Annotated in this window: 24 protein-coding genes; 14 read left to right on the top strand and 10 right to left on the bottom strand. The window is 68.6% G+C overall.

The genetic code is table 11. From position 1 onward, the window contains the following. Positions 1-239 precede the first annotated feature (239 nt). Both AWC02_RS15920 and AWC02_RS15925 read right to left on the bottom strand, forming a co-directional pair. Positions 240-2,834, bottom strand: coding sequence for a LuxR C-terminal-related transcriptional regulator (locus tag AWC02_RS15920; RefSeq protein WP_085129694.1), 2,595 nt, complete (start codon positions 2,832-2,834; stop codon positions 240-242). A 239-nt stretch (positions 2,835-3,073) separates the two neighbouring features. After that, positions 3,074-4,066: a class I SAM-dependent methyltransferase gene (locus AWC02_RS15925; protein WP_109561048.1), complete on the bottom strand. Its 993-nt coding sequence runs from the start codon at positions 4,064-4,066 to the stop codon at positions 3,074-3,076. 225 nt (positions 4,067-4,291) lie between these two features. On the opposite strand from AWC02_RS15925, the gene nadD reads away from it, so the two are divergent. Genes nadD through AWC02_RS15950 form a run of 5 tightly spaced genes read left to right on the top strand, consistent with a single transcriptional unit; the run spans position 4,292 to position 7,588 of the window. Further along, entirely contained in the window at positions 4,292-4,918 is a 627-nt protein-coding gene (gene nadD / locus AWC02_RS15930) for a nicotinate-nucleotide adenylyltransferase (RefSeq protein ID WP_419179282.1), read from the top strand. Next, a complete protein-coding gene (rsfS, locus tag AWC02_RS15935) occupies positions 4,915-5,301 on the top strand; it encodes a ribosome silencing factor (protein WP_085129697.1) in 387 nt (128 codons plus the stop codon). The genes nadD and rsfS overlap by 4 nt, the downstream gene beginning before the upstream one ends. Then, entirely contained in the window at positions 5,298-5,975 is a 678-nt protein-coding gene (gpgP, locus tag AWC02_RS15940; RefSeq protein ID WP_085129698.1) for a glucosyl-3-phosphoglycerate phosphatase, read from the top strand. Before rsfS ends, gpgP begins: the two co-directional genes overlap by 4 nt. Continuing rightward, positions 5,965-6,720 (top strand): diglucosylglycerate octanoyltransferase, encoded by a 756-nt coding sequence (gene octT, locus AWC02_RS15945; protein ID WP_237160501.1) that lies wholly within the window; start codon positions 5,965-5,967, stop codon positions 6,718-6,720. The genes gpgP and octT overlap by 11 nt, the downstream gene beginning before the upstream one ends. A gap of 7 nt (positions 6,721-6,727) precedes the next feature. After that, positions 6,728-7,588 carry a DegV family protein gene (locus AWC02_RS15950; protein WP_085129699.1) on the top strand — a complete coding sequence of 287 codons (861 nt, stop codon included), beginning with the start codon at positions 6,728-6,730 and terminating at the stop codon, positions 7,586-7,588. Positions 7,589-7,592: 4 nt separating this feature from the next. Here the strand turns inward: AWC02_RS15950 and AWC02_RS15955 are convergent, their stop codons facing one another. Together AWC02_RS15955 and AWC02_RS15960 are read right to left on the bottom strand one after the other, a co-directional pair. Then, the gene (locus AWC02_RS15955) at positions 7,593-10,505 is read right to left on the bottom strand and encodes an MMPL/RND family transporter (RefSeq protein WP_085129700.1); all 2,913 of its coding nucleotides are present in this window, start codon (positions 10,503-10,505) and stop codon (positions 7,593-7,595) included. Beyond that, positions 10,502-10,945, bottom strand: a complete 444-nt coding sequence (locus tag AWC02_RS15960) for an MmpS family transport accessory protein (RefSeq protein WP_085129766.1) — start codon at positions 10,943-10,945, stop codon at positions 10,502-10,504. The genes AWC02_RS15955 and AWC02_RS15960 overlap by 4 nt, the downstream gene beginning before the upstream one ends. A 224-nt stretch (positions 10,946-11,169) precedes the next feature. Between AWC02_RS15960 and AWC02_RS15965 the strand changes: the two genes are divergently transcribed. Then, on the top strand, positions 11,170-11,751 hold the full coding sequence (locus AWC02_RS15965; protein WP_085129701.1) for a PepSY domain-containing protein: 582 nt from the start codon (positions 11,170-11,172) through the stop codon (positions 11,749-11,751). Here the strand turns inward: AWC02_RS15965 and AWC02_RS15970 are convergent. The 3 genes from AWC02_RS15970 to AWC02_RS15980 all read right to left on the bottom strand — a co-directional run bounded on the left by AWC02_RS15970 (position 11,748) and on the right by AWC02_RS15980 (position 15,186). Beyond that, the gene (locus tag AWC02_RS15970; RefSeq protein WP_085129702.1) at positions 11,748-12,833 is read right to left on the bottom strand and encodes an NAD(P)H-dependent amine dehydrogenase family protein; all 1,086 of its coding nucleotides are present in this window, start codon (positions 12,831-12,833) and stop codon (positions 11,748-11,750) included. The genes AWC02_RS15965 and AWC02_RS15970 overlap by 4 nt on opposite strands. A 69-nt stretch (positions 12,834-12,902) precedes the next feature. Continuing rightward, positions 12,903-14,012, bottom strand: coding sequence for an acyl-CoA dehydrogenase family protein (locus AWC02_RS15975; protein ID WP_085129703.1), 1,110 nt, complete (start codon positions 14,010-14,012; stop codon positions 12,903-12,905). A gap of 13 nt (positions 14,013-14,025) precedes the next feature. Continuing rightward, entirely contained in the window at positions 14,026-15,186 is a 1,161-nt protein-coding gene (locus AWC02_RS15980) for an acyl-CoA dehydrogenase family protein (protein WP_085129704.1), read from the bottom strand. Between the two features lie 110 nt (positions 15,187-15,296). Here AWC02_RS15980 and AWC02_RS15985 point away from each other — a divergent pair, with 110 nt between their 5' ends. The 4 genes from AWC02_RS15985 (at position 15,297) to holA (ending at position 19,332) form a co-directional block, all read left to right on the top strand. Further along, entirely contained in the window at positions 15,297-15,830 is a 534-nt protein-coding gene (locus AWC02_RS15985) for a DUF4352 domain-containing protein (protein ID WP_085129705.1), read from the top strand. A gap of 116 nt (positions 15,831-15,946) precedes the next feature. Then, complete coding sequence (locus tag AWC02_RS15990) at positions 15,947-16,798, top strand: ComEA family DNA-binding protein (RefSeq protein WP_085129706.1); 852 nt, start codon at positions 15,947-15,949, stop codon at positions 16,796-16,798. 2 nt (positions 16,799-16,800) lie between these two features. Continuing rightward, a complete protein-coding gene (locus AWC02_RS15995) occupies positions 16,801-18,357 on the top strand; it encodes a ComEC/Rec2 family competence protein (RefSeq protein WP_085129707.1) in 1,557 nt (518 codons plus the stop codon). 12 nt (positions 18,358-18,369) lie between these two features. Then, positions 18,370-19,332 (top strand): DNA polymerase III subunit delta, encoded by a 963-nt coding sequence (gene holA / locus AWC02_RS16000; protein WP_085129708.1) that lies wholly within the window; start codon positions 18,370-18,372, stop codon positions 19,330-19,332. Between the two features lie 97 nt (positions 19,333-19,429). Here holA and rpsT read toward each other — a convergent pair whose 3' ends face one another. After that, the gene (gene rpsT / locus AWC02_RS16005) at positions 19,430-19,690 is read right to left on the bottom strand and encodes a 30S ribosomal protein S20 (protein WP_046320237.1); all 261 of its coding nucleotides are present in this window, start codon (positions 19,688-19,690) and stop codon (positions 19,430-19,432) included. 100 nt (positions 19,691-19,790) lie between these two features. After that, positions 19,791-20,648 carry a ribonuclease Z gene (locus tag AWC02_RS16010; RefSeq protein ID WP_085129709.1) on the bottom strand — a complete coding sequence of 286 codons (858 nt, stop codon included), beginning with the start codon at positions 20,646-20,648 and terminating at the stop codon, positions 19,791-19,793. A gap of 127 nt (positions 20,649-20,775) precedes the next feature. On the opposite strand from AWC02_RS16010, the gene AWC02_RS16015 reads away from it, so the two are divergent. Further along, the gene (locus tag AWC02_RS16015) at positions 20,776-21,204 is read left to right on the top strand and encodes a CBS domain-containing protein (RefSeq protein ID WP_085129710.1); all 429 of its coding nucleotides are present in this window, start codon (positions 20,776-20,778) and stop codon (positions 21,202-21,204) included. Between the two features lie 16 nt (positions 21,205-21,220). On the opposite strand, the gene AWC02_RS16020 is transcribed toward AWC02_RS16015, so the two are convergent. Beyond that, entirely contained in the window at positions 21,221-21,835 is a 615-nt protein-coding gene (locus tag AWC02_RS16020) for a type II toxin-antitoxin system PemK/MazF family toxin (protein WP_085129711.1), read from the bottom strand. Positions 21,836-22,256: 421 nt separating this feature from the next. Between AWC02_RS16020 and AWC02_RS16025 the strand changes: the two genes are divergently transcribed. The 3 genes from AWC02_RS16025 (at position 22,257) to AWC02_RS16035 (ending at position 25,558) form a co-directional block, all read left to right on the top strand. Next, entirely contained in the window at positions 22,257-22,790 is a 534-nt protein-coding gene (locus AWC02_RS16025) for a hypothetical protein (RefSeq protein ID WP_085129712.1), read from the top strand. A 117-nt stretch (positions 22,791-22,907) separates the two neighbouring features. Beyond that, positions 22,908-24,797 (top strand): translation elongation factor 4, encoded by a 1,890-nt coding sequence (lepA, locus tag AWC02_RS16030; RefSeq protein ID WP_085129713.1) that lies wholly within the window; start codon positions 22,908-22,910, stop codon positions 24,795-24,797. Continuing rightward, complete coding sequence (locus AWC02_RS16035; RefSeq protein ID WP_207568066.1) at positions 24,797-25,558, top strand: sensor domain-containing protein; 762 nt, start codon at positions 24,797-24,799, stop codon at positions 25,556-25,558. Before lepA ends, AWC02_RS16035 begins: the two co-directional genes overlap by 1 nt. Positions 25,559-25,560: the final 2 nt, after the last annotated feature.

Genomic DNA, 25,560 nt, shown 5'->3' on the forward strand with positions numbered 1-25,560 from the left:
GAATCGCCGGGTTCGGCACCGGGGGCCCGGGGGGAACGGTGGCACCGGCGGCGCCGGCGTCAACGCCGCTGCTAGCGGCGCTGGCGGCGATGGCGGCGCCGGTGCCACCGGCGGGTCCAGCGGCAAGGGGGGCGCCGGCGCGCGGCAACGGCATATCGCCGGCATAGCAGCCGGTTGCATACGACCACGGTCGTCGGAGATCTGAATCCGGCGGCCGTGGTCGCCGTCGTGGTAGGGGCCTAGGTTCCCGCTTGGGGCCGGCTGAGCAGCCGGACCAGCTCGTCTCGACGCTCGATACCGAGTTTGGCGAATATCCGGTAGAGATGCCCGTCCACCGTACGCACCGAGACGGAGAGCCGATCGGCGATCTTGCGGTTGGACAGGCCGGCGGCGACCAGGGCAGCGATCTCTCGCTCACGGTCGGTGATCGGTAACGGCTGACTCACCGCCTCGACTGCGGGAGTGTGAATGTCGCCCTGTCCGGCCAACCGCCGGGCCCGCGTCGCCGACTCCAACTGCTTGCCCCGTTCACCTGCGTGGCCGTACTCCAGGGAAGCCTGGGCTGCCGCATCGGCGGCCAGGGCGGAGGCTCCCATTGCCGCGAATCTGTCCGAGGTGGTGCTGAGCAGGTCGGCGTCGCGGTTGGCGAGGCCACGCGCATGCGCAGCGACCGCATCGGGCAACGGAGCGTCCAATGCCTGGGCGAGTTCAGTCAGTCGGTCGGCCTGGGTGCGGTCGCCGAACCGGACGGCGGTGTGCAGCGCCCGCATCTCAACAGCGAGCATCCCGGAGCGGCGCGCGACCTGGGCGGCCCGCAGGGCGTGCACCCGGCCGTCGGAGGTCTGGCCGTGCGCCACTCTTTCCCAGGCGCGGGCCAGCTCCAGTTCCGGGAGGAATGCGGCGATCTGTGGGCCGTAGACCTCTTCACAGCGTCGCAGTGCGGCCGAGGCCGCCGTTGCGGCATTGCCCCGCGCCGCTTGGGCATGGGTGGCCCAGGCGTTGGCAAGCATCGGCCACAGCTTCGGGGCGGCACTCGACAACACCCGCGCTGAGTCCTGAAACAGCGAGCACGCCAGCGGAAGTCGCCCGCCGGCCAGGTGGACCAAACCGGACAGCAGCTTGGCCATCGCATCGGGTTCGGGGATGCCGGCGGCCATCGTGGTGTAGCGCTCGGCGACCCGCTCGGCGGTCGGAAGGTCACCGGCGGTGACCAGTGCCATGACCTCGGCGATACCGATGCCGAATCGGACCATTCCCGCGTGACTGTTTGCCGCGGCCTGCAATCCGGCTTGGGCGATTGTGGCGGTCGCGCCGAACTGTCCCGCTTTGGCCAGCGCGTGCGCGGTCGGGAGAGCGGTCAGGGCGGTGGCGATCGCTGGTACGTGCGCCTCACACAGCGGCGGCCCGCTGCGGATCGTCGCGGTGATGTCCCCGGTGAAGAACGCGAAAGCCAATTCGAGCGCCTCGACCGTCGCGGCGCTCGCCCCGCGGGCGCGGTCCCGGACCTCGGCCAGGATGCGGCGGCCGGATTCGGTTTCGCCGCAGTTCCAGAACAGGTTCAGCGCCCGCGTGCACGCCCATAGGACAAGCGAGGTGTCGTCGGCACCGTCCAGGTTGACTTGGGCGAGAACCGCCTCGGCGTCCTGGCCTCGGCCCTGCCAGACCAGGACTTCGCCGAGGACCAGCGCGGCCGGCAGACCCCCGCCACGGTCGAAGGCGAACCGTGCCAGTTCCTCGGCGTGGCTGAGGTTCGACATGGCCGCGGCGTCCACTGCCGCGTTGAGAATCAGGTCCAGGTCGGGTTTCAGATCGCTGTGAATCATGAACTGGGCCATCCGGATTCTTCCGCGCAGGTCGGGTATCTGCAGACGGCTCCCGCTTTCCTGTAGGTATTTGTTGAACGCCTGGCACAGCACGCCGTTGAGCTGGCGCGAACGCGCCATCCCGGCACGTTCGAGCACCGCCTCGCCGAGCAGGGGGTAGGTCACCTGGGCCACGGTCCCCGCGCCGTCGGAAACCAGCCGGATCAATCGATGGTGCTCCAGGGCGGAAACCGCCTCGACCGAGCACAGCTCGCGGAAGACCTCCCAGTCCAGCAGTTCTGCGGTCGCCAGAATCTGCAGCGCCTCGAGTTCTTTGGGGTTCAGCGCCTGCAGCCGAAACTCGATGAGGTCGGACAGTTCCTGGTCGGCCTGCAGTGCGCCCTTGATCTGCCAGCCGTCGTCGTCGTGCACCAGGAGGCCGCTTTCCCGGCCGGCCCGCAGAATTCCACTCAAGTACAACGGATTTCCCGCACTTCGGTTATGTAAATCGCTGATCATCGCCGGGCTGACGACACCGCCGAGCACGCGGCAGGTCAGTTCGGCGGTCTGTTCTCGGGTGAACCGGCCGATGTGCAGGTTCAACAGCAGCCGTTCTTTGAACAATGCAGTCACGGCATCCAGCAGTGTCGCGCCGGACGGGACCACCACGATCAGTTGCGCGGTGCGTTCGGCCGCCATCTGATAGACCAGCGTGGCCGACAGCGGATCGAGCAGGTGAGCGTCATCGACAATGACCACCGGGTTGTTCATCGCGGCAATGTTCTTGTGCGCCACCTGTAACATCGCTGCCGGTTCGGGGGCCATATCGACGGTCACCGATCGGGAGAACGCCCCCAGTGGTACATCGCGGCCCGTCTGGGTGCCCAGCACAGACCGCACATTGCGCCCGGCTTCGGCGAGCCGGGCACCGAGCGCGCGGGCCAGAGTCGATTTGCCCACTCCGCTTTCGCCGACCAACCCGATGCCCCGATACTCCGAATCGGGACCGAGTGTCGCCATTCCCAGGCGCATTTCATCGTCGCGGCCGACCAGTGGCCACGCAGAACCGCCATCCCCCCGTGCACGCAAAAGTTTCCCGACCTCCCCCCGGACAACCGCGTGCATCCGAATCTACGCCGAGGTACCAGGGGGTGTATACGTTACCGGCCTGTCGAACAAAGGTTGACGATCACGTAAAAAGGCTTGTGGGACAGCCGGAAAGCGGGTCTGTGAGCTCCGCCACGAGTGCGCATCCGGGCGCCGGCCGGACCTCAGCGCGTCCGCTCGTAGATCAGCCAGCGCAGTTCCATCGGGCACTCTTCCCGCGTCGTGCGGAAAGCGTCGAGTCCGCTGGTCCAGTCGCTGTACCAGTGGGTGGGCGGCCAGGCGCCCTCGGGAAGATGAGCCTTCTCGTATTCGTAGACGGACTCGTCGGAACGCAGCACCAGCGGTAGTCCAGCCGACGCGGCGGCCATTTCGGCACGAGTGAACAGACCCGAGTAGACCTGCTGGCAGAACTCCCGGACCGCGCTGTCGGGCTCGAAGCCCTCGTGGGCCAGGAAGCTGTTGAACACCAGCAGCCCGCCGGGGGCCAGGCAACGAGCGGCCAACTCGAACAGCTTGCGCACCTCGGTGGTGGACCGGAAATCGGTCAAGACCTCCGAGAGCACCATCAGCTGGTAGTCGTCGCGCAGATCGTCGGCGTCGGCGAACACGTCGCGCACGATGACGCGCACGTCCAGGGACTCGGCCCGGGCGTCGGCGACGAGCATCTCGGCGAATTTCGGGGTCATCTCCACCACATCGACCGGATGGCCGCGTCGTGCCAGCGCCAGGGCGTTACGGCCGGTGCCGCCGCCGATTTCGAGCACCCGGTGACTGGCCGGATCAGCGGCCTCACCGGCCAGGTGCCACACCCGTGCGTCGGGTTCGGTGCCGAACAACGGCGGCTTGCGCTCGTTCAGCCAGGCTTCGTACGCCTGGGCGACCGAACTCCACTGAGCCCGCACCGTGTAGTTCAGCGTCGGGCCGACCGGGGCGTTGTAGGAGATGATGATGTGCGAACGCACCGAGTGCGAGTACGCCTCGGCGAGTTGGCCCCGCAGCACCTCCCGGAGTCGCTCGCGCTCGTCGTCGCTGAAGGGCTTGCCCAGTCCCGCGAAAACATCCGAGCACATTGCCACATACTCCTCGAGCATGCTCGGCACGGCCGGCAGCCGGATGTCACCGCTGATCTGGGCACGGGTGTGAAATCGCTTCACCATGGCGGCTTTGGCCGCCTCGAGGCGATCGAGTGAGCTCAACGGAAAATCTTCCACAAATATCTTTTACACGATGGGTATCCGGTTCGCGGTACCAATCCCGCGTTGGCCCGGCCGGTAAGTTAACGTCGGCGTCAAAATCGGCTGGCCGCAGCGGCCGAACCGGTTGTCGCCTGCGGTGCCCCCGGCACACGCTCGCACGGGCGGGCACCCCAAGTAAGCTGGCCTATCGTGCGAAAACGGCGGCTGGGAGTCATGGGTGGGACATTCGATCCCATCCACCACGGGCACCTGGTCGCCGCCAGCGAGGTGGCCGACCTGTTCGGGCTCGACGAGGTGGTTTTCGTGCCGACCGGCCAGCCCTGGCTCAAAGGGCGCCGGGTCACCGCCGCCGAGGACCGCTACCTGATGACGGTGATCGCCACCGCGTCCAATCCCCGGTTCTCGGTCAGCCGCGCCGACATCGACCGCGGCGGACCCACCTACACCAAGGACACGCTGCGCGACCTGCACGAGCAGCACCCCGACGCCGAGCTGTACTTCATCACCGGTGCGGATGCACTGGCCACGATCCTGACCTGGCAGGATTGGCCGGAGATGTTCGAGATGGCGCGGTTTGTGGGGGTCAGTCGGCCCGGTTATGAGCTCAACGGCGACCACCTCGCCGAGGCGCTCGGCTCCCTGCCGGAGCACGCGCTGACGCTGGTGGAAGTGCCGGCGCTGGCGATCTCGTCGACCGACTGCCGGCGGCGTGCAGCCCAATCCCGCCCGATCTGGTACCTGGTCCCCGACGGTGTGGTCCAGTACGTGTCTAAACGCCGGCTCTACCAACCGACCCCCGGAGACCCACAATGACCGCGACACCCGAGGCTCTGCGAATGGCCGCCGTGGCGGCCGGCGCCGCCGAGAACAAACTGGCCGACGATGTCGTCGTCATCGACGTCTCGGCCCAGCTGGTGATCACCGACTGCTTCGTGATCGCCTCGGCGTCCAACGAACGGCAGGTCAACGCCATCGTCGACGAGATCGAGGAGAAGATGCGCCTGGCCGGGTACAAACCGGCGCGCCGCGAGGGCACCCGGGAGGGGCGCTGGACGCTGCTGGACTACGTCGACATCGTCGTGCACGTCCAGCACCAGGACGAACGGGACTTCTACGCGCTGGACCGGCTGTGGAAGGACTGTCCGGTCGTGCCGATCGACGCGGCCGGTGCCGCGGCGCCCGAGGACGCGTCGTGAGGGTCCGCAGGCTGATCCTGCTGCGCCACGGCCAGACGGAGTTCAACGCCGGCAGCCGCATGCAGGGCCAGCTGGACACCGTCCTCAGTGACCTGGGCCGCGCGCAGGCGGGGGCGGCCGCCGAAGTGCTGCGCAAGCGGCATCCGCTGCTGATCGTGTCGTCGGACCTGTGGCGGGCCTACGACACCGCCACCGTGCTGGCCGAGCACAACGGGCTGAACGTCCGGGTGGACACGCGGCTGCGGGAGACCCACCTGGGGGACTGGCAGGGCCTGACCCACGAAGAGGTCGACGCCGCCGCGCCCGGTGCCCGGCTGGCCTGGCGCGACGACGCCCGATGGGCACCCCACGGGGGAGAGAGCCGCATTGACGTCGCCGAGCGCAGCGTCCCGCTGGTGCGCGAGCTGGTGGCCGGGGAGCCGGAGTGGGGCAGAGCCGACCACGCCGACCAGCCGGTGGTGCTGGTGGCCCACGGCGGGCTGATCGCCGCGCTGACCGCGGCCCTGCTGCGCCTTCCGGTGGAGAACTGGCCGATCCTGGGCGGCATGGCCAACGCCAGCTGGACCCAGCTCAGCGGCTATTCCGACGATCAGGGGCCCGACGACTTCGACGCCGTACGCTGGCGTCTCGATGTCTGGAATGCCTCAGCACAGGTGGCCGATTGTGAACTCTAAGTCTTCTGACGGGCAGGCGCGCGAAGCCCGGCCCACGCTGCTGATCTTCGCCGACTCGCTGTCCTATTACGGGCCGACCGGCGGCCTGCCTGCCGACCACCCGCGGATCTGGCCGAACCTGGTCGCCGGCGAGCTGGGCTGGGATGTCGAACTCATCGGCCGCATCGGCTGGACCAGCCGCGACGTGTGGTGGGCGTCGACCCAGGACCCGCGGGCGTGGGCCGCACTGCCCCGGGCGGGCGCGGTCATCTTCGCCACCAGCGGGATGGACTCGTTGCCGTCGGTGTGGCCGACGGCGCTGCGTGAGTTGATCCGCTACGTGCGTCCCTCCGGTCTGCGGCGTTGGGTCCGCGACTTCTACGGCTGGCTGCAACCGCGGTTCTCGCCCTTCGCGCGGGCGGCCCTGCCGCCGCACCTCACCGTGAGTTATCTCGAGATGACCAGGGGTGCCATCGATTTCAATCGTCCGGGAATTCCCATCGTCGCCTCGCTGCCGTCGGTGCACATCGCCGACACCTACGGCAGAGCCCACCAGGGACGCGAACCCACGGTGCGGGCCATCACGGCCTGGGCGCGCGAACACGACGTCCCGCTGGTGGACCTCAAGGCCGCGGTGGCCGATGAAGTCCTGAGCGGGCGCGCCAATCCCGACGGCATCCACTGGAACTTCGAAGCGCACCGGGCGGTCGCCGACCTGATGCTCAAAGCCCTCAGCGAGGCCGGCGTCCCCAGCCCGCCGGTATGAGCATCCGATGAGCGTTGTCGTCGTCACCGATTCGTCGGCCTGCCTGCCTGCCGAGTTGCGGGACCGCTGGGGCATCCGCACGGTGCCGCTGCACATCCTGCTCGACGGGGCCGACCTGCGCGACGGCGTCGACGACGTGCCCGACGATCTCTATCTGCGCGAGCGGGTCACCACGGCCGGTGCGGCGCCGGAGGACCTGGCCGAGACCTACCGCACCGCGCTCGCCCACAGCGCCGGCTCAGGTGTGCTGGCGGTACACATCTCCGCAGCCCTGTCGGGAACCGTCGCCACCGCCGGGCAGGCCGCCCAACAGATCGGCCCCGCCGTGCAGGTGGTCGATTCGAAGTCCGCGGCGATGGGCACCGGTTTCGTGGCGCTGGCCGCCGCCCGGGCCGCCGCGGGCGGCGCCGACCTGCAGCAGGTCGCGGCGGCGGCCGATGCCGCCGTGCGGCGCGGCCACGCCTACATGGTGGTGCAGCGGCTGGACAACCTGCGGCGCAGCGGCCGGATCGGCAGCGCAGCGGCGTGGCTGGGAACCGCCCTGTCCCTGAAGCCGCTGCTGGCAGTCGATGAGGGAAAGCTCGTGCTGGCACAGCGGGTGCGCACCGTCGGTAAGGCGGTCGCGTCGATGATCGACCGGGTCTGTGAGGTGGTCGGGGACGGCCCGGCGTCCCTTGCCGTGCATCACGTCGCCAATAGGGCGGGGGCCGAGGAGGTGGCCGCTGCGCTGGCCGAGCGGTTGCCGGGCTGTGAGCCCGCGGTGATCACCAGCCTGTGCCCGACGCTTGCCCTGCATGTCGGCGCCGGGGCGGTCGCGGTGTGTGCCGATGTCGCTGCGGCGCAACCGGATTCCTCGGCTCACAGTTGAGGGATCAGGGCGTGGCCGCTGCCTCGCCGGCGACCTGCTGCTGCGCACCGGAGTGGGCCGCGATGCCGCGGATGTTGGTGTTGGGTCCCCACGGCCGGACCACCTGCGGCCACCAGAACCATTTGCCCAGCAAGGTCGCGATCGACGGCATGAAGAACGCCCGGACCACGAAGGTGTCCAGCAGCAGTCCGATCGCCACGGTGGTGCCGTACATGCCGATGGCCTTGAGGTCGCTGAAGAACATGATGCCCATGGTGGCGGCGAAGACCATGCCGGCCGAGGTCACCACGCCACCACTGCCGGCCATCGCCCGGATGTAGCCGGTCTTGAGCCCGGCGTGGATCTCCTCCTCGAAGCGGGAGACCAGTAGCAGGTTGTAGTCCGAGCCGACGGCCAGCAGCACGATGACCGCCAGCACCAGCGTCACCCAGTAGATGTGCTGGCCGAAGATGTGCTGCCAGATCAACACCGAGATGCCGAACGACGCGGCGATCGAACTGGATGCGGTGCCGACGATGACGACGGCGGCCACCAGGGAACGGGTGATCATCATCATGATCAGGAAAATCAGGGTCAGCGACGCCACGACCGCGATCATCAGGTCGTACTTGGCGCCGTTCTGCATGTCCTCGTAGAGCGCCGCCATACCGCCGATGTAGACCTTGGCGTCGGCCAGCGACGACTGTTTCAGGGCCTCCTGCGCAGCGATCCGCTCCGGCTCGACCCGCTTGATGCCCTCGGCCGTGGCCGGATACGTCTGATGAGTGACGAAGAACCGGGCCGATTTTCCGTCCGGCGACATGAACAGGCGCAGGCCGGTTTGAAAGTCCTTGTTGTCGAACGCCTCGGCGGGCAGGTAGAAGAAGTCGTCGTTCTTGGAGTCGTCGAAGCTCTGACCCATCATGATCTGGGTGTTGCTCAGGTCTTCCATCTGGTCGATGAACGCCGAGAACGTGGAATGCACGGTCAGCACCAGAGCCCGCATGATCCGCATGGTGTCGACCACCGCCGGCAGCAGTTCGACCGCCTGGGGTAACAGACGCGCGGTCTTGGTGATGTCGTCGGACAGGTAGTGCAGTTGCTCGGCGAGCTGGTCGATGCCGTCGGTCGCGTCGAAGGTGTTGCGCAGCGCGTTGCACATCGGGATGTCGAAACAGTGCGGCTCCCAGTAGAAATAGCTGCGCAGCGGCCGGAACTGGTCGTCGAACTCGGCGATGTGGTCGCGGATCCGGTCGGAGACGTCCACGGTGTTGCGGGTCACTTCGGCGGTGTCGTCGAAGGTCCGGTCGACCTCCTGCAGATATCCGTACATCTGGATCAGCAGCTCGATGTCCTTGTCGAGTTGCTGGGAGATGGTGTCGATGTCTTTGATCCGGTCCTTGAGCGACTTCATGTTCTGGATCATCAGCTGGTTGGAGACACTGATCTGGAACGGAATCGAGCTGTGCTGCAGCGGAATTCCCAGTGGACGGGTGATGTCCTGAATCATCCCGATCCCGACCACCCGCATGATGTTCCTGGCGACCCGGTCCAGCACCAGCATGTCGGCCGGATTGCGCATGTCGTGGTCGGATTCCACCATGGTGATATCGGGTGCCATCCGGGCTGCCGAGAAATGGCGCTCCGCGGCGGCGTAGGCCACATTGACCGGGGTGTCGGCGGGCAGATACTTACGGTCGTCGTAGCCGGGTCTGAATCCCGGCAGCGCCACCAGGCCGATCATGATGATCGCCAGGCTGGCCACCGCGATCGGTCCCGGCCAGCGCACCACCGAGACCCCGGCCCGGCGCCAGAACCCGCCCGGCTTGGCGGGTTTGGGGTCCAGCAGGCCGAAGCTGCTGACCACCACCAGCATGGCCGGTCCCAGAGTGAGCGCCGCCGCCACCACCACGAGCATGCCCACCGAGACCGGGATGCCCATGGTGTGGAAGTAGGGCAGCCGGGTGAAGTACAGCATGGCCGACGCTCCGGCGATGGTCAGTCCCGACCCCAGCACCACCGGGGTGACACTGCGAACGGTGGTGTAGTACGCCTCGACCCGGTCCTCGCCGCCCAGCCGGGCCTCCCGGTAGCGGCCGATCAGGAAGATGCCGTAGTCGGTGCCGGCGGCGATCGCGAGCATCACCATGATGTTGACCGCGAACGTCGTCAGGCCCATGACGTCGTGAAAACCGAGGACCGCCACGACGCCGCGGGCGCAGATCAGCTCCAGCAGGGTCAGGAACAGCTGCGTCAACATCGCGGCCACCGACCGGAACACGATGAGCAGCATGATCGCGATCGCCGCGATGGTGAACAGCGTGATCTTGACCAGGCTGGCATCGCCGATCTGACGAAGGTCTGCGGTCAACGCGGCCGGCCCGGCCACATAGGCCTGGACGCCGGGCGGCGCAGGGGTGTCGTCGATGGCCTTGCGCACCGCGACCACCGAGTCATTCGCCTCGGTCATGCCCTGGTTGCCCACCAGGTTGAGCATGATGTAAGCGGCTTTGGCGTCGGAACTTTGAACGCCGGCGGCGGTCAGCCGGTCACGCCAGAAGTCTTGGGCGTGTTCGACATGGGCGGTGTCGGCGACCAGCTTCGCGACGATCTCGTCGTAGTAGTGGTGGGCGGCCTCGCCGAGTTCTTCCTCGCCGACCACCACCATCATCACGGTGCTGTTGGACTGGTATTCCTCGAAGTTCTCGCCCACCAGCTTGCTGGCGATCATCGAGGGGGCGTCGATGGGCGCCAGCGGTGCGGAGTGTTCTTCGGAGATGACTTCCAGCTGGGGCACAAGGACATTCACCAGCACGGTGAGCACGATCCAGACAATGATGATCGGCACCGCGAAAATACGCAGCAGGTGGGCGAAGAACGGCCGCTTGGCGGGCCGCTCGTTCGGGTGCTCGGGCTGCGCGGTGATCCGTTTGATCATCCGGACTTCACCAGGCAGAAGGTCTGGGCGTTGAGTCCGGTGGCGCGGCGCTCGTCGAGCAACCGGTCGTCGATTTTGATCCGGCAACCGATTTCACCGGTATTGCCCTGCACGACCATGTTCGCCATGACGGCAGGCAGCACGGTGACCACGGTGTAGGTCCACGGCAGCGGGACGCTGTTGAGCTGGTGGACGTTGGCCTCGGCGTCCCAGTAGTTGATGTCGGCGACGGTGCCCGGCGGCCCGAAGGCCTCGTAGGCGACGTATTTCGGGTTGAACTGCACGATTTCGATGCCCGTGCCGGCATGGGGATTGAGGTCCTGGGAGGCGAACACCTTGTGCAGTCGGGTGACGACGACCGTCGAAATCGCGATGACCACGATGAAGACCAGCGGAATCCAATACCGCTTGAGCACGGCGGTGACCGATGTTCGCCCCATCTCACCGCCTTCCGCCTGCCGCGCGGTTGAACGTCGGCGGCCGGCGGTCTGCCCCCCGGTTTCGCGGGAAGCATCGATGGTTCCGCGAATCGCGCCTGGGGGCAGCATAACCTTCGACTAGCTAAGGAACGCAACCCACGTTTTTCCGGCGCAGTGGGGCCCGGATGCCCGCAGGGCCCCTCGGACTGAGCGCCGATGCCGGGACTTCAGTAGCATGGCCGCTGATGCACGCTCTGGGAAATGTCGTCCGATTCGGTGCGGTCGTCCTCGTGGTGACGCTGGCGCTGTCCGGGTGCAGCGGGAAGGGCTTGTCCGGCGCGTCGTCGCAGGCATCGGCGGCCCCGGACGCGTCGTGGACGCGCCCCGACGCGCCGCCCGACCCCCGAACCCTGCTACGCGCCGGTGACCTCGCGGTTTCGCAGCTGCCCGCCGGCGTGCTGATCTTCATCGAGAGTCAGGAAAGCGGCACCTGGAAGGCCGGGCTTGTCACCCCCGATGGCACCGAACACCAGCTCAAGGTCGCATCCGACGGCCTGACGGTGCTTGTCGGTCCCACCGCGACCGAGGACAGCGACGCCGACAAGGCCAAGCGGCGCGCCAACGTCGACGGGGCCCACCTGGACTATCACGGCGCTGTGGGCCGGGTTTTACAGGCCGTGCCGAACGGTTCCATCACCGAGCTGAGCCTGCTCGACATGAACGGCACGGTGGTGTGGGAAGCCGACGTGTGGGACGACCAGCTCGCCGAACACGACGTGATCGTGGACGCGGCTTCTGGAACGGTCACCGCCAACCGGCAGGTCTAGTCGCTGGGCGCGGCGACGCGCCCGGTGATCGGTGGCAGGTCAGCCAGGGTCACGATGCCCGGCTCGGCGGCCACCACCGCCGGCACCGCGTTGGTCACCGGCATGGCCGTGTAGATCGAACCCAGCCCGTTGAGGTTCGGCTCACTCCAGTCCTTCGGGGGCAGGCAGTGGATCACGGTGCGCATGTTGGGCCGCCCGAACACCTGGATGACGTGGCCGTGCGCCACCGGCTTGGGCGGGGTGACCTGGTCGCCCATGATCCAGTTGAAGCCCACACTGACCACGTTGCGGCTGCCCACCCAACCGCGGTGATAACCCAGGACACTGCCCACCGTGCCGGCCGGGATCTGCATGAAGCCCAGGTCGCTGTCGCCGGTTGCCGCGGTGAACTCGACGTCGAACGTGATGCGGTCGAGTTTCGCCCCGATCGCACCGGCCATCATCGCCGCGGACTCGGCGAACACCTCGCTCTCCCGGCGCACGCTTTCGGCCAGGCCGGGGGTCTGCGGATCCTGGCCGAAGCCCATCGCCGCCATGGTGGCCGCCGATTCATACGTCGAGCAGTCCACCGACTCGGTGATCCGGATCTCGTCGACCCGCTCGCACGAACCGGAGAGCACCATGCCCACCATGTTGGTCAGTCCCGGGTGAGCACCGCCGCCGAACATGGTGGCGTTTCCGGCCCGACAGGCGTCTTCGATGCGCTGCCGGTCCTGCGCGCTCTGCTTGCCACCGGTGATCCAGGCCGCGCTCGAGCAGACGTTGACCCCGGCCTCCAGCAGCCGGACCAGCTCGTCGATGCTGGGCCACAGCGGGTTGTAACAGCACGCGTCCGGGCGCAGTGCCAGCAGGGCGTCGATGTCGTCGGTGGCGGTGATCCCGGTGGGTTCGGGCCAGCCGGCCAGCTCGGCTGCGTCCACCCCGACCTTGTCCTTGCCGTGGGCGTAGACGCCGACCAGCTCCATGTCGGGCCGGCCGATGATGGCGTGCAACGAGCGCTGGCCGATGTTGCCGGTGGTCCACTGGATGACGCGCAGTGGGCGCGTCGCCGGGGTGTCGGAAACAGACCCGGAAACAGACATCGTGCTCCTCGGTAGCGGGTGCGGGCAGTGGCCGCGCCGGCGGCGCGGCCGGCGGCGGCTGCTGGCGGGCTAGAGCTTGGCCAGGTCGTAGCCGCCGAGGTTGTCGATCAACACATGCAGCTGATCCTGCGACGAACCCAGGGTGTGCTCGATCGCGGTGAGCCGGGCCGCGTAGTGGCTGACCGGGTACTCCCAGGTCACCCCGATCCCACCGTGCAACTGGATGGACTCCTGCGCGATGTGGCGCCCCGACCGTCCGATCTGCAGCTTGGCGCGCGCGGCGATCAGCGGGTCGACGTTGTCGTCGGCCAGCGACATCGCCGCGTACATGCTCATGCTGCGTGCCAACTCCAGCGACACGTACATGTCGGCGGCCCGCTGGGTCAGTGTCTGGAAGTTGTTGAGCGTCACACCGAACTGCTTGCGCGTCTTGAGGTATTCGGTGGTCAGCCGCAGGGACTCTTCCATGGCGCCGAGGGCCTCGGCGCACAATGCCGAGGAGATGCCGATGAGCGCGCGCTCGATGGCGTCGGTGGCGTCGGTCGCCTCGCCGAGGGCGGTGGCCGGGGTGTCGGCGAAGTCGATCTGGGCGCCGCGCTGGCCGTCGAAGGTCCGGTAGGGCTGCCGGTTGAGGCCGTCGGCGCCTGCGTCGACCAGGAACAGTCCGGTCCCACCGTCCGGCAGGGCGGCGCTGACCACCAGGGTGTCGGCGCGGTCGCCGGTCAGCACCGGGTTCTTGCGCCCGTTCAGCCGCCACGAATCACCCTGCGCGGCGGCGGTGGTGTTCACCGTGCCTGCCGTACCGCGCCAGCCGGGCTCGGTGTGGGCGAACGCGAGGATCTGCTCGCCGCCGGCGACGGCATCGAGCAACGCGCGCTGCTGCGCATCTCCGCGTGCGGCGATCAGTGCGCCCGGCCCGAGCGCGCCGTGCACGATCGGCTCGGGTGCCAGCCGGCGCCCGACCTCGGTGAGCACCACCATGATCTCCAGCGGGCCGGATTCCTGCGGGTCGAACCCGAGCCCGAGAATCCCGATCTCGGCGAGTTGCTGCCACACCTCGGGGTTGAAACCGGGTTCGGTCTCGATGGCCTTGTTGCGGGTCTCGGTGTCATAGCCCGACAACATCGACCGGGTGGTGTCGCGCAGCAGAACCTGCTCGTCGCTGAGTTGAAAGTCCATGCCGTCATGCCTCCTAAAGGCCGAGAATGGTCGACGCGATGATGGTGCGCTGCACCTCGTTGCTGCCGCCGTAGATCGAGGTCTTGCGGTAGTTCAGGTAGGTCGGCGCGGCCTCCTGGGCCCAGGCCGGCGTAGCGATGCCATCGCCTGCCTCGAAAGGCAGGGCGTCGGGGCCCGCCAATTCCACGAACAGCTCGGTGACGGCCTGCTGCAGCTGGCTGCCGCGGAGCTTGAGCACCGACGACGCCGGGTTCGGCTTGCCGTCCGCGGAGTCGCTCGACACGCGCATCTGGGTGAGCTCCAGTGCCAGCAGATCGTTCTCCAGCTCGGCGACCCGAGCGGCGAACAGCGGATCGTCGAGCGCGCCGAGGTCCTTGGCGCGCTGCTTGAGCTCGGCTACCCGCACCTTGCTGCGAGTCACTCCGGCGATGCCGGTCCGCTCGTTGCCCAGCAGGAACTTCGCGTAGGTCCAGCCGTGGTTCTCCTGGCCGACCAGCTGGTCGGCGGGCACCCGGACGTCGGAGAAGAACACCTCGTTGACCTCATAGCCGCCGTCGATCATCTTGATCGGGCGCATGGTCACGCCGGGCGTCGACACCTCGAACAGCAGGAAGGAGATCCCCGCCTGCTTCTTGGGCGCCTGCGGGTCGGTGCGCACCAGGCAGAAGATCCAGTCCGCGTACTGGCCGAGCGTGGTCCACGTCTTCTGCCCGTTGACGATGTAGCTGTCGCCGTCGCGAACCGCCGTGGTGCGAAGGCTGGCCAGGTCGGAGCCGGCGTCGGGCTCGGAAAAGCCCTGGCACCACCAGATGTCGAGGTTGGCGGTGGCGGGCAGGAAGCGCTCCTTGATCGCCTGGGAGCCGAACTCCGCGATCACCGGGCCGACCATCTTGGCGTTGAAGGTCAGGGGCTCGGGCACCGATGCGAGCGACATCTCGTCGTGCCAGATCTGGTGCTGGGTGTCCGTCCAGTCCTTGCCGCCCCACTCGACCGGCCAGTTGGGTACCGCGAGGCCGTTGGCGTTGAGGATGCGCTGCGTGGTGACGATGTCGTCGGGAAAGATCGAGTGTCCCAGCCGACTGCGTTCGCGGATGTCGGCGGGAATCTCGGTGGTGAAGAAGGTGCGCATTTCATCGCGGAATGCTGCCTCCTCCGCGGTCAATGCCAGTCTCACGTCGGCCTCCCGATCAGGTGGGTGAAGTCACGGTTGGTATGAACCCTAATCGGCGCGCTCCCGGTCGCTGCGGGGGAGGGCTTGGCGTGCACCTTTGTAGTCTGGACCTCATGAGACGGTGGGGCGTCGCGCTCGGTGTGCTGGCCTTGTCGGTGGTCTCGTGTTCGCCGGAGCCGGCCCCCAAGCCCCAGCCGGAGCCCGCGGATGCCCGGCCTGCGGCGGCGCCACGGCCGGCCGCCCATACCGGCCAGACGCTGGAGCTGATGCGCATCGGCGGGCAGCAGATCGCGGTGACCCTGACCGAGGTGATCGCCCCGGCGACCGTCCCGAACGGCTGGGGGGCGGCCGGCAAGACCTATCTGGCCACCAAACTGCGGATCGAGAACACCGGGACCACGACCATCGTCGGCAACAGCAACAGCGATGTCACGGTGGTCGGTTCCGACGGCCAGGATTACCACGCCGATTTCGCCACGGTGACCGAGTGCGACGACTTCGCCTACGGCTGGTTTCTGATCGCCGCCGGGTCATCGAAGGCCGGCTGCGTGGTCTTCGCACTGCCCACCGGTGTCACCGCGGCCAAGGTGCGCTATACGCCGTCGTCGGGGATCTCCCACGATGTCGGGGAGTGGCTGAACCCCTGAACCCGTAGCGGCGACCGCATCGGCGTTGTGCACAGCTGGCGTTGCATCCACAGCGCCGTCGGTATCCGGGCCGTGAGCGCAGTGCGCTGCCGGGGCCCGCACCTACCGTCGGCGCTATGGCATCAGAACTACCGGGTGAACGGCTGCAGCGCCGGCTGGGCCTGCTGGCCGAACCCGACCCTGACGAGTGCGGCTCCGAAGCCGACGATGCATCCGGCGCCGCCGCGTCGCTGCCGCGCTGGCTGCCCGACGGCGCCACCGAAGCGGGCTGGCTCGCCAAGGTACGGGCCGACCCGGGCCGGGCCGGGGTGATCGCCACGGCGGTGATTGCCGCGGTGGCGGTGCTGATCACGGTGTTCACCATGCTGCGGGACCGGCCCGCGCCGGTAGTCAGTGCCAAACTGCCTCCGGTGGAGGCGGTTTCGCCGGCCGGCCCGCCCTCCGACCAGCCGGCAGCGGGCACCGGGGCGCCGCCCGCCGAGCAGGTGGTGGTCAGCGTGGTCGGACTGGTGCGCAAGCCCGGCCTGGCGACGTTGTCGCCGGGATCACGCATCGCCGACGCGCTGACCGCGGCCGGCGGGGCTCTCGACGGTGCCGACACACTCGGGCTGAACCTGGCCCGTCCCTTGGTCGACGGCGAACAGATCGTGGTCGGTCTGGCGCCGCCCGCCGGGCTGCCGGTGCTGGGCAGTTCGGCCGGTGCGGCTCCGGCGGTGCCGGACACGCCGCGTACCAGCACCGCGCCGACAGCAACCGGGCCCGAGCCGCGCCGGGGCGAGCCGGTCAACCTCAACACCGCGACGGCCGAGCAGCTCGACGCGCTGCCGGGCGTGGGGCCGGTGACCGCGGCCGCCATCGTCGCCTGGCGGGACACCCACGGCAAGTTCGCCAGCGTCGATCAGCTCGGCGAGGTCGACGGGATCGGCCCGGCGCGCCTGGAGAAGTTGCGTGCCCTGGTCCGTGTCTGACCGTGACGCAGGCAGCGGCCGCGCCGGCGGCCCGGCTCGATGTCCGGCTGGTGCCCGCAGCGGCGGCCGGCTGGTTGGTGGCGGCGGCCGGCATTCAGTGGCGGATCGGCGGGGTGCTGGCGGTGCTGTGTGCGCTGCTGGCGGTGGCTGCCGGAGCGCTTTGGCGGTACGCCGGGCGGCGCCGGCACCCCGGCTGGCGACTGGCGGGCGCGGCGGCGGCCGTGGCGGCGCTGACCGGCGGGGGATTCGGCTGGGCTGTTGCGCTGCGCAGCGACGCGGTTGAGCATCACCCGATCGCCGCGGCGGTCGGCACCACCGCGTCGGTGACGGTGACCGCCAGCGAGAGCGCGCTGCCCGTCGGTGCCCGCCGGGTGATGTTTCGGGCCACGTTGCAGCGGCTCAACGATGCCGTCGCGTCCGGCCGGGTGGTGGTATTCGCGTCGAGCGCCGACTTCGACGAGGTGATGGTCGGCCAGCCGATGGCGTTTCGCGCCAAGGTCTCCCACCCGGCCCGGCGCGACCTGTCGGTCGCGGTGCTCACGGCCGCCGGCCCGCCGGTGCGGGGCAGGCCCGGCCCGGTTGCCCGGACGGCACACCGGGTCCGGGTCCGCTTCGCCGCCGCCGCCGCGCGCGTGCTGCCCGACGAGCAGGCCCGGATGCTGCCGGCTTTGGTGCTCGGCGACACCGCGGCGATCACCGCGGCGACCGGCCGAGACTTCCGGGCCGCCGGGCTGACTCACCTGATGGCGGTTTCCGGGGCCAACGTGACCATCGTGTGCGGCGCGGTGTTGTTCTCGGCGCGCCTCGTCGGTCCGCGGCCGGCGGCGCTGCTGGCCGCGGTGGCACTGGTGGCCTTCGTGATCGTGGTGCAGCCGACGGCCAGCGTGCTGCGCGCGGCGGTCATGGGAGCCATCGCGCTGCTGGGTGTGCTCTCGGCCCGCAGCCGCCAGGCCGTGCCGAGTCTGGCCGCGGCTGTGCTGGTGCTGCTGGCGCTGGCCCCACACCTGGCTGTTGACATCGGGTTCGCGCTGTCGGTGGTGGCCACCGCGGCGTTGGTGCTCATCGCCCCGGTGTGGACGGCACGACTGGTGGAACGCGGATGGCCGCGGTCGTTGGCCGCCGCCGTCTGCGTGGCATGGGCGGCGAACCTGGTGACCGCGCCGTTGATCGCCGGCATCTCCGGGCGGCTGAGCCTGGTCAGCACGGTCGCCAACCTGGCGGTGGCGGTGCTGGTCGCGCCGATCACCGTGCTGGGCAGCGCGGCGGCGGTGCTGTGCGGGTGGTGGCCCACCGGCGCCGACCTGCTGATCCGCTTCACCGGGCCGGAGCTGTGGTGGGTGTGTGCCGTCGCCCGCTGGGCCGGTGGACTTCCCGCGGCGGCCGTGCCGGTGCCCGGGGGAGTGGGCGGAGTCGTCGGAGTCGGCGCCGCAGCGGTGCTGGTGGTGGTGTGCTGGCGGTGGCGGTGGTGCCGGTGGGGGCTGACGGCGTTGATGCTGGGCGTGCTGGCGTGGTCGGTCACCGAGGTGTTGACCGGATGGGCCGCTGTCGGGCCACCGTGACACGATTGCTGGGTGAGGCAACCGGTTGCGCCGCTGCACCTGATCCTCGGGGATGAGGAACTGCTGGTCGAACGCGCCGTCGGTCAGGTGCTGGCCGGGGTGCGCGCACAAGCCGGCAGCACCGACATCCCGGTTGACCGGTTGCGCGCCGGCGAGGTTGAGGCCGGCGAGCTCGCCGAACTGCTGAGTCCGTCGCTGTTCGCCGACGAGCGGGTGGTGGTGCTCGAGGCAGCGGCCGAGGCGGGCAAGGACGCGGTGACGCTGATCGCCGCCACCGCGGAGGACGTCCCGCCGGGCACCATCCTGGTGGTCGTACATACCGGTGGGGGGCGGGCCAAAGCGCTGGCCGGGCGGTTACAGGAGCTCGGCGCACAGGTTCATCCCTGCGCCCGCATCACCAAGGCCGGCGAACGGGCCGACTTCGTCCGAGCCGAGTTCCGCCGACTCAAGGTGCGCGTCGACGACGACACCGTCACGGCGCTGCTCGACGCGGTGGGCTCGGACATCCGCGAACTGGCGTCGGCGTGCTCACAGCTGGTCGCCGACACCGGCGGGCATGTCGACGCCGCCGCCGTGCGCCGCTACCACAGCGGGAAAGCCGAGGTGAAGGGGTTCGACATCGCCGAGCGGGCCGTGGTCGGCGATGTCGCCGGTGCCACCGAGGCGCTGCGCTGGGCGATGATCCGGGGGGAGCCGCACGTGGTGCTGGCCGACGCCCTGGCCGAGGCGATCCACACCATTGCCCGGGTCGGGCCCAGGTCCGGTGACCCCTATCGGTTGGCCGGCGAACTGGGCATGCCGCCCTGGCGGGTGCAGAAGGCGCAGAAGCAGGCCCGGTACTGGTCGAGGGATTCCCTCGCGGCAGCAGTGCGGATGGTGGCCGCGCTCAACGCTGACGTCAAAGGGGCCGCCGCGGATGCCGATCACGCTCTGGAAAGCGCCGTCCGCGGGGTCGCCGAGTTGGCCGCTCGCTGATCCCTTCCCAACACGAAGGCCCCAAAACGAAGGCACGAAAACGAAGGCCCCTGTTCCGCGAGGAATCAGGGGCCTACGCCGACGGCGCTCGGGGCTATCAGAGCTTGTTGAGCGCCTTGGCCAGTGCCGACTTCTTGTTGGCGGCCTGGTTCTTGTGGATGACGCCCTTGCTGGCGGCCTTGTCCAGCTTGCGGCTGGTGGCGACCAGCAGCTCGCCGGCCTTGTCCTTGTCACCGGTGGCGGCGGCCTCGCGGAATGCGCGGATCGCGGTGCGCACCGCGGACTTCACCGACTGGTTGCGCAGCCGGGCTTGCTCGTTGGTCCGGTTGCGCTTGACCTGCGACTTAATGTTGGCCACGGAGTAATTCCTTCGCAAAAGCTTGAGTTGGGTTGGCCTCCCGACGCGGGAGCAACAGCTGTTCAGGGTAGCAGCTGGCCCGGCAAGTCCCCAACTCGACTCATCCGCGCGCGCTCACCTCGACTCGATGCAGGTCATTGCCGAGCTCGATCGGCCCGTCGAACTCCGCGGCCGCCAACGCCCGCCACTGGTCCTCCTGCCCGGGCACCAGGGCCGGCACATAGTGGGTCAGCACCAGCGTGCCCACGCCCGCCCGCTTGGCGGTCGCGGCTGCCTGCGCCACCGAGGAGTGGTAGTCGCAGATGTCGCGGATCCGCTGCTGGGGCAGCACCTCGACGATGTCGTCGCGGATCACCGTGTGCACCAGCGCGTCGGCCCCGGCCGCCAGCTCGTCGAGGCCCTCGCAGGGCACCGTGTCGCCGGCCATCACCACCGAGGCGGTCCCGTCTTCGTCGCGGTGCTCGATCCGGAAGCCGATGGTGGGAGTCACCGGCCGGTGGTCGGTGGGCCCCACGGTGATGCTCACGCCGTCGCGGTCCCACACCTGCCCGGTGGTGTGTTCCCGCACGTCGACTCCCGGCGGCGCGGTCAGATCATCGTGGTGGGCAATGCGGTAGCCGATGTCGTGGCCGAAGGCGCGCAGCGTCGCCTCCACGACCTCGGCGGTGCCGGGCGGCCCGATGATCGGCAACGGCGGGGCGTCCGGGGTGAAGGTGGTGACCCAGCGGGTGATCAGCAGATCGCCCAGGTCGGCGATGTGGTCACTGTGCAGATGGGTCAGCAGCAGCGCGGAGAGCGTATTGGCCCCGGCGCCGACGGCCGCCAACCGCTGCAGCACTCCGCGTCCACAGTCGACCAGCAGTTGCTGGCCGCCGGCGCAGATCAGGGTCGACGGGCCGGCGCGGTTCGCGTCGGGGATGGGGCTTCCGGTGCCCAGCAGGGTGATCTCGATCGTCATGACGTCACATATGCCACACAAATGTCTCTGCCGTCATGCCTTCGGTGCAGTTTCTTTATCGCCGCCCCGCGATTTGGGCAGATGGCCTAGCCTGGTGTGAAGCAGATCACTGCGGCGGGAGGCTTCGATGCGGATCGCGGACGTATTGCGGAACAAGGGTGCGGCGGTGGTGACCATCCATCCGGAGGCCACCGTCATGGAGTTGCTGGCGGGCCTGGCGGAGCACAACATCGGCGCCATGGTCGTGATCGGAAGCGAGGGGCTCGAGGGGGTGGCATCCGAGCGTGACGTGGTACGCCAGCTGCACGTGCACGGCGCCAGTCTGCTGGCCCGGCCGGTGTCGGCGATCATGACCCGCGTCGTGGCGACCTGCACCAAGGCGGATACCGCCGACGACGTCAGCATGTTGATGACCGAGCATCGGGCCCGTCACATTCCGGTACTCGACAACGGCCGGCTGGCCGGCATCGTCAGCATCGGTGACGTGGTGAAGTCCCGGATGGAGGAGCTGCAGGCCGAACAAGCGGCGCTGCGTTCCTACATCAGCCAGGGCTAGGCGCCGCGCCCAGGTTTCAGCTCCACGAGTAGTCGCTGCGCAGCCGGGCGGCCACCGTCTCGAACACCGCACGCGCCAGGATGGCGCCTTCGCGCCGGATCGATTCCTCGGGAACGTCGAGCACCCGGTCGAGCCGCACCCAGCTGAGCCGGCGGGACTCATCCCAGCTGCCGGCCCCGATGCCGATCCAGTTCGTGTCCTCGGCATGCCGTTGTTGGCTCGACACCATCAGTCCCAGCAGCACGTCCCGGTCGCGGCCGACGACCAGCACCGGCCGGTCCTTACCGCGGTCCGGCTCGTCCTCGTAGGCCACCCACGTCCAGACGATCTCTCCCGGATCGGCGCGTCCGTTGAGGTTCGGGGCGTACACCAGCCGGCGGGCGCGCTGCGCGGTGGGGACACTGCTGTTGGTCACCGGGCGTCCGGAGGGGACCGCCGTGGGCGATTCTGCGGTCGCGCCGCCGAGAATCTCCAGGCCGATCCTGATGCCCTGCTCGATACCGCGCTGGACGCGCTGCTGTACCAGCGGTGCCTGCTCGAGCTGGCGGATGAACCGTGGAGCTTCGTTGAACACCAGGTTCTCCGCGAATCGCTGCATCGTCTGCCATCGGGTCTTCCGCGGGGAAGCCATGCTCGCAGCATAGGCGGAAAACCGATTGGGCACCCGGCGCCGGCACCCCTGCACGGATCGGACCCGGCTGCCGGCCGCCCGCCAGGCGGACTTCCGGCCTGGGTATTCACTTAATGAATCGGCAGGCGCCACCAGCGGAACGGGTCTCCCTGCGCGCGTCTTCAGGTGCTCGCGGCGCGCCGTCGAAGATGCCTGGTGGCGCACCGTTGCCGCCCGCTCTGCTGGGAAAACGCCCCGCTCGCGGCAAGGGCACGGGACCGCCGGAGGTGATGCGGTGCACAAGGGGCAAGCATTCACTTGTATTGATCACAGGTGCTTGTTAGATTTAACGCGGCTTGCAGCAATGGTGCTGGGGGGCCGGCGTTTGGTTGGGGAATCAGTCGCCGGAAGGGCCAACGTGAATGACGTGGGGGGATCAACAATGCGCAAACTGGGCGTGGTGGGCAGCTTCGCTGCGGGTCTGGCACTGGCGTTGGCGCCGGTGGCGGCGGCCGAGGAGTCCGACGTTGTGGACTTCGGCCCGTTGCTGGACTTCCAGATCGGCTCGATGAATTTCCTGTTCGAGTCGCAGGCCATTCTGGCCGGCGTCGGCGACAAGGTCATCGACGCCACTGACGCCAACCCGTTTCTCACCATCGATCCCGAGGACGTGAACGCCGCCTTGGGCACCTTGCTCTACGGCTTCAACTGGGAGGACGAGATCTCCTCTGACCCCGGCTCCTACAGCTTGTTCAACGGCGCGGTGACCCAGTTCGTCGACGCCAACAACGTGCTGCTTTTCGCGATCCTCAACGGGGGAGACCAGATCGAGTTCGAGGATGCCGCCGACTACCTGTTCGGCTCCGACGCCGCGATCGCGGCCGGTCTGGCAGGCGACACCGCCTGGGAAGACGCCGCAAACTTCTTCATGGCCGGCATCGCGGACATCGGTGGTTACTTGGCGATCGACCTGTGATTGCCGCCGCGAAACGCGAAGCCCCTGGAGATGCGTCTCCGGGGGTTTCGTTTTGCGGCCTCCGCCTCGCTACCCTGACTAGGCAGAAAGCATCACCGCCCCCCGGTTCACCAGGAGATTCCCATCAGCAGTTTCGCCGACCAGACCTTCACCGCGCCGGCGCAGATACGGAACTTCTGCATCATCGCCCACATCGACCATGGCAAATCGACCCTGGCCGACCGGATGCTGCAGCTCACCGGCGTCGTCGACGACCGATCGATGCGGGCCCAGTACCTGGACCGGATGGACATCGAGCGGGAGCGCGGCATCACCATCAAGGCGCAGAACGTTCGGCTGCCCTGGACGGTCACCGAGGACGCAGAGCGGGGCCCGGAAGGGCCGGCGGCCGGCGACTACGTGTTGCACCTGATCGACACGCCCGGCCACGTCGATTTCACCTATGAGGTGTCCCGCGCGCTGGAGGCCTGCGAGGGCGCGATCCTGCTGGTCGACGCCGCCCAGGGCATCGAGGCCCAGACCCTGGCCAACCTGTACCTGGCACTGGACCGGGACCTGACGATCATCCCGGTGCTCAACAAGATCGACCTGCCCGCCGCCGACCCGGAGCGCTACGCCGCCGAGCTGGCCCACATCATCGGGTGCGAGCCCGAAGACGTCCTGAAGGTGTCGGGAAAGACCGGCGAGGGCGTGGCCGAGCTGCTCAACGAGGTGGTCCGGCAGGTACCCCCGCCCACCGGCGACGCCGACGCGCCGACCCGGGCGATGATCTTCGACTCCGTCTACGACATCTACCGCGGCGTGGTCACCTACGTCCGGGTCGTCGACGGCAAGATCCTGCCGCGCGAGAAGATCGCGATGATGTCCACCGGTGCCACCCACGAGCTCCTCGAAGTCGGCATCGTCTCCCCGGAACCCAAGCCCGCCAAGGGGCTGGGCGTCGGCGAGGTGGGCTATCTGATCACCGGCGTCAAGGATGTGCGGCAGTCCAAGGTGGGCGACACCGTCACCACCGCGCGGGGCGGGGCCACCGAGGCCCTCACCGGATACCGCGAGCCCAAGCCGATGGTCTATTCCGGGCTGTACCCGGTGGACGGTTCGGACTATCCCAACCTGCGTGACGCCCTGGACAAACTGCAGCTCAACGACGCCGCCTTGACCTACGAACCGGAGACCTCGGTGGCGCTGGGCTTCGGTTTCCGCTGCGGCTTCCTGGGGCTGCTGCACATGGAGATCACCCGGGAACGTCTGGAACGCGAATTCGACCTGGATCTGATCTCCACCTCGCCCAACGTGGTCTACCGCGTGATCGCCGAGGACAACAGCGAGATCATCGTCACCAACCCGTCGGACTGGCCGGAAGGAAAGATCCGCACGGTTTTCGAGCCGGTCGTCAAAACCACGGTGATCGCGCCGAGCGAATTCGTCGGCACCATCATGGAACTGTGCCAGTCCCGCCGCGGCGAACTCGGCGGAATGGACTACCTCTCGCCGGAGCGTGTCGAGCTGCGCTACACGATGCCGTTGGGCGAGATCATCTTCGACTTCTTCGACTCGCTGAAGTCACGCACCCGCGGCTACGCCAGCCTGGACTACGAGGAGGCCGGCGAGCAGGAGGCCGACCTGGTCAAGGTCGACATTCTGCTGCAGGGCGAAGCGGTGGACGCGTTCAGTGCGATCGTGCACAAAGACGCGGCCTCGGCCTACGGCAACAAGATGACGACCAAGCTCAAGGAGCTGATCCCGCGCCAGCAGTTCGAAGTGCCCGTGCAGGCGGCCATCGGCTCGAGAATCATTGCCCGCGAGAATATCCGGGCTATCCGCAAAGACGTGTTGTCCAAGTGCTACGGCGGCGACATCAGCCGCAAGCGCAAGCTGCTGGAAAAGCAGAAAGAGGGCAAGAAGCGGATGAAGACCATCGGCCGGGTGGATGTGCCGCAGGAGGCGTTCGTCGCGGCGCTGTCCACCGACAGTGGCGGCTCGACCGGCGACAAGGCCAAGAAGTAGTGACCGCCCGGGCACGCACGATCCTGGGCGCCGCGGCGCTCGTGCTGCTGTCCAGCGGGTGCACCACGGTGGTCTCCGGGACTGTCCGGCCCGCAGCGGATCTGGCGCCCACCCCAGTCACCGGGATAGCGGTCCGGGAGGTGCTGCTCGACGATTCCGAGCTCACCAAGCTGACCGGTCAGCCCTTCCGCAGCGACCCCTCCCTGCCGCCGCGGTACGGCGGTCTCGACGAGCTGCCCGACGCCTGGGAGTCGGCCGCGCCGCAGGACTGCGTCGGTGCCGCGGTGGGCGGTCAGCGCAGCGTGTATAGCTCCGCGAACGTGCGCGACGCCGCCCATGAGTTCTGGGACAGTTCCGCCGCCGAGGACTCGCCGCTGACCGGAGTGGGTGAGGCGGTGATCGCGCTGGACAGCGCCACCGAAGCCGACGCGCTGGTGGAGAAGTTCGCCCAGCAGTGGCGCAGCTGCGACGGGGTGGTGGTGACCCGTGACAGCGGCACCGACAGCGAGGCCAGCGGGGAGATCACCGACGTCTCCGACGAGGACGCGGTCCTGGTCGCCGTCGTGCGCACCAGCGTGGACGGCGAAGCCGGACTGCGGGTTTCCCGCGCACTCGGATCGCGGGTGAACTGCATCGTCGACGTCGACGTGTTCTGGTTCGCCGGCGAAGACGACGACTCCGACGTTCCGCCCGCCGGCGACACCACCGCCGCCGACATGGTGCGGGCAATGCTGGACAAGGTCCGCAACCTCAGCGGCTGAGG

This window comes from Mycolicibacter engbaekii, from assembly GCF_002101585.1.
Classification (GTDB): Bacteria; Actinomycetota; Actinomycetes; order Mycobacteriales; family Mycobacteriaceae; genus Mycobacterium; species Mycobacterium engbaekii.